This is a genomic window from Polaromonas sp. P1_G2 (assembly GCF_056405515.1).
Map to the genome: position 1 here is coordinate 1 of NZ_JBFUBY010000445.1, position 2,765 is coordinate 2,765.

The following is a 2,765-nucleotide window of genomic DNA, read 5'->3' on the forward strand; positions in this document are numbered from 1 at the left end:
CCTTTCACCCTTAGGCCTTTATAGGCGGAGTTACATGAAAAACAATATTCGACAGGTTCTGACGCTCGCAGTCCTTGCCTGTGCACTGGGCAATGCGTCTGGCCAGCCCGCGGCCGCTGCAAATACTGCCCAAAAGTCAAACCAGTTCGTGGTTCAAGCCGAGGTCGCCTACAAAGGCATGCTCGAAGCGGAACGGGCTGGAAACCTCGCGTCCTATCGAAAGTTCAGGTCAAAGGCCGCTGTGAACGAGACCCTTGGGAATCTGCGCAAAGCCGGGACTCCCGAGAGCGAGGCCGGCGCCGCGTTGCAGCGGGTATCAAAGTACTCGACGAGCCTGGACGGCTTTGATTTTGTGAGGGCCGAAGGGCGGGCAAACGTCGGGCGGATCTTCTATCAAAAGCGCTGGAAGTCCAATGGCGAAGAAATGGTCGACTTCTTTGGCTACCTGATGCGGCTCGAGGACAACGCGTGGAAAGTTGATTGTGTTGTGAATTCGACTGGAACAAAGCTCGGCATGGGCAAGTCGCGCAAGATTGAAGAACGAACTATTGATGAACTTGCCGAGCATCAATGCTTGAAGATGAGCTGAGATCCAATCGCCAGGATATGCCGCAGGATTTGCGGCATACGCCAGGTCAGGCATAACAAGAAAAAATTCGTCATGCGTTACACCATCATCCTGTCCACACTGCTTCTTTGCTCCGCCTGCAGCGAAACAGTCGCTTGCACGGTGGCCTTGAAGATAGGTGCGGGAAGTTCGGAAACCCAAGCCGATTTTTATCGCCGTAGTGGCAAATGGGTAGCCCAGCCGAGCAGCTCGCAGGACAAGCTGCCATTTCCAGACCCCAAGCTTTGAACGCTGTGCCTGCAAAAATCGTTCAACACCGGCAATTCGGCCTGGGATTGAATCACGGCTTTGTCGCGCCTCTCATCTTGAACCCTGGAACACCATGAAAGCTGCACTTTTTATCATCATCGGGTATTTGCTGGCGAGCTTGCTTGCTGCCGCTTTCTCGCTGGTGTTGCAGCCGCCGCACGCGCATTTCCCGGTGCTGGTTGCGCTCGCGTTCTTTCCTCTATACCCGCCGCGGTGGGTGGGCATGGTATTTGACGGGACGGCGACCCCCGTGGAGGCGATGGCACTCGCCTTGTTTGTCTTGGTGATGGGGACGAGCATCTACCTGGCGCTCAAAGCCCAGCGCAAGGCGGCCCAGTGAGCAATCCAGCACTCTTGCGAGCGCTGGAAGTTGCCTTTGCGTTGCTGCTTAAGAACCGAGCGTAGGCCGACCGGTCTTGATCGCGGGAACCTGCTCCAGCGCGGTCAGGAAAGCTGCGTCGGAGATACCGGCCAGCAGTTTGATGCCGGCGCGCAGCAGTTCGCTTTTCTTCGCGGGGCGGGTCAGCCTGGCGGCGCGCTGCTTGAGCTCGTCGAGCACCACATATTCGGCCTTGGGAATGGTGAAGCTGTCGCGCACCAGTTTGGGCTTTTTGGTTTTCTCGGGTTTCGCGGCCTTCACGGGCTTGGCGCTTGCCTGCGGCTTGGCGGCTGGCTTTTTAGCGCCGGCTTTTTTCACCAGGGCTTTCTTGACCGCGCCTTTGCCGGCCGGGGCCTTGGCGGGGGATGCCTTTTTCGGGGCTGGCTTGGCCGCGGTTTTCACGGGAGCCTTGGGGGTTGCTGGAGCCGGTGCAGCGGGTTTCGCAGTTGCTTTTTTGCGGGTTGCCATGGATTGATCCTTTTTCCTGTTGAGTGAGCGGTCGAATAAACCGTATATACAGTTTATACGGTTTGATCAAAAGCGGTCAAGCCGCGGCCAGGCGGCAGCGAAGGGCAGGGCTCAGGGGCCGGGCACGACTAGCGTCCACGGCGTCTTCTGCCAGGCCAGCACTTCTTCTTGTAGCAGGTGGGCCGATTGCGGAAAGGCCTGCGCCCAGCCGGCGCGGCAGTTCAGCACAAAGATGCGGCCGGGCTCGGCGCCGCACTCGAGCTGCAGGCCCTTGAGGTCAGGGTCTCGGCGGGCGTGGCACAGGATGACGGCCAGGCGCAGGCACAGCAGCTGCTGGATGAACACGCGGTCTTCGAAGTTGACCTCGAGCTTGCGCAGCTTGCCGCGGTGGCCCAGCACCAGCAGGCTGATGCGGTGCAGTTCGGGCAGGGCAAAACCCGGCGCGTCGGCATTGTCCAGGATGTAGGCGCCGTGCTTGTGGTAGTCGCTGTGGGAGATCTGGCTGCCGATTTCATGCAGTTGCGCGGCCCACTCGAGCTTGCGCTGGAAGCGCGCGGAATCGGCGGCAGGCAGGCCGGCGCCGGCCATCACGAACAAGTGCCGCGCGACCTTGCTGACGCGCTGGGCCTGCACGGCATCGGCGCTGAATTTGCTGGCCAGGCGCTGCACCGTGGTGGAGCGCAGGTCCGTCAGGTCGTGTTCGCGGTCCACGAGGTCGTAAAGCACGCCGTGGCGCAGGGCGCCTTGGGCGGCTTCCATCTGCGAAATACCGAGCAGGTCGAACACGGCGCGCAGCACGCTGACGCCGCCGCCTATGACGGCGCGCCTGTCGTCCTTCAWGCCGTCCAGCTTCAGGCGATCCGCGCTTTGCGCCTTGAGCAGGCGGTCCAGCAGCCAGTCCAGGCCGTCGCGCGTGACGAGGCCCGCGGGCCAGCCCGCGGCCGTCAGCACGTCGCTGACCGCGCCTATGGTACCGGACGACCCATAGGCCGCGTCCCAGGCGCCGGCGCGGTAGGCATTGACGGCTTCGTCGAGCACCGC

5 protein-coding genes are annotated in these 2,765 nt (G+C 61.4%); 3 read left to right on the top strand and 2 right to left on the bottom strand.

Going from position 1 to position 2,765, the window contains the following annotated elements; genetic code table 11:
• The first annotated feature begins 34 nt into the window (after positions 1-34).
• The 3 genes from AC1D0P_RS24955 to AC1D0P_RS24965 all read left to right on the top strand — a co-directional run bounded on the left by AC1D0P_RS24955 (position 35) and on the right by AC1D0P_RS24965 (position 1,217).
• Entirely contained in the window at positions 35-589 is a 555-nt protein-coding gene (locus AC1D0P_RS24955; protein ID WP_477679193.1) for a hypothetical protein, read from the top strand.
• A gap of 72 nt (positions 590-661) precedes the next feature.
• Positions 662-856, top strand: a complete 195-nt coding sequence (locus tag AC1D0P_RS24960; protein ID WP_477679194.1) for a hypothetical protein — start codon at positions 662-664, stop codon at positions 854-856.
• 94 nt (positions 857-950) lie between these two features.
• Positions 951-1,217: a hypothetical protein gene (locus tag AC1D0P_RS24965; protein WP_477679195.1), complete on the top strand. Its 267-nt coding sequence runs from the start codon at positions 951-953 to the stop codon at positions 1,215-1,217.
• A 48-nt stretch (positions 1,218-1,265) separates the two neighbouring features.
• Here the strand turns inward: AC1D0P_RS24965 and AC1D0P_RS24970 are convergent, their stop codons facing one another.
• Positions 1,266-1,724, bottom strand: a complete 459-nt coding sequence (locus AC1D0P_RS24970) for a hypothetical protein (RefSeq protein WP_477679196.1) — start codon at positions 1,722-1,724, stop codon at positions 1,266-1,268.
• A gap of 111 nt (positions 1,725-1,835) precedes the next feature.
• A partial coding sequence (locus AC1D0P_RS24975; RefSeq protein ID WP_477679197.1) for a Ppx/GppA phosphatase family protein occupies positions 1,836-2,765 on the bottom strand: 930 nt, incomplete at its 5' end.

Bases quoted from the DNA above. Each gene is read 5' to 3' on its own strand.
- AC1D0P_RS24955 (WP_477679193.1), top strand. From the start codon at position 35: ATGAAAAACAATATTCGACAGGTTCTGACGCTCGCAGTCCTTGCCTGT.
- AC1D0P_RS24965 (WP_477679195.1), top strand. From the start codon at position 951: ATGAAAGCTGCACTTTTTATCATCATCGGGTATTTGCTGGCGAGCTTG.
- AC1D0P_RS24970 (WP_477679196.1), bottom strand. From the start codon at position 1,724: ATGGCAACCCGCAAAAAAGCAACTGCGAAACCCGCTGCACCGGCTCCA.
- AC1D0P_RS24960 (WP_477679194.1), top strand. From the start codon at position 662: ATGCGTTACACCATCATCCTGTCCACACTGCTTCTTTGCTCCGCCTGC.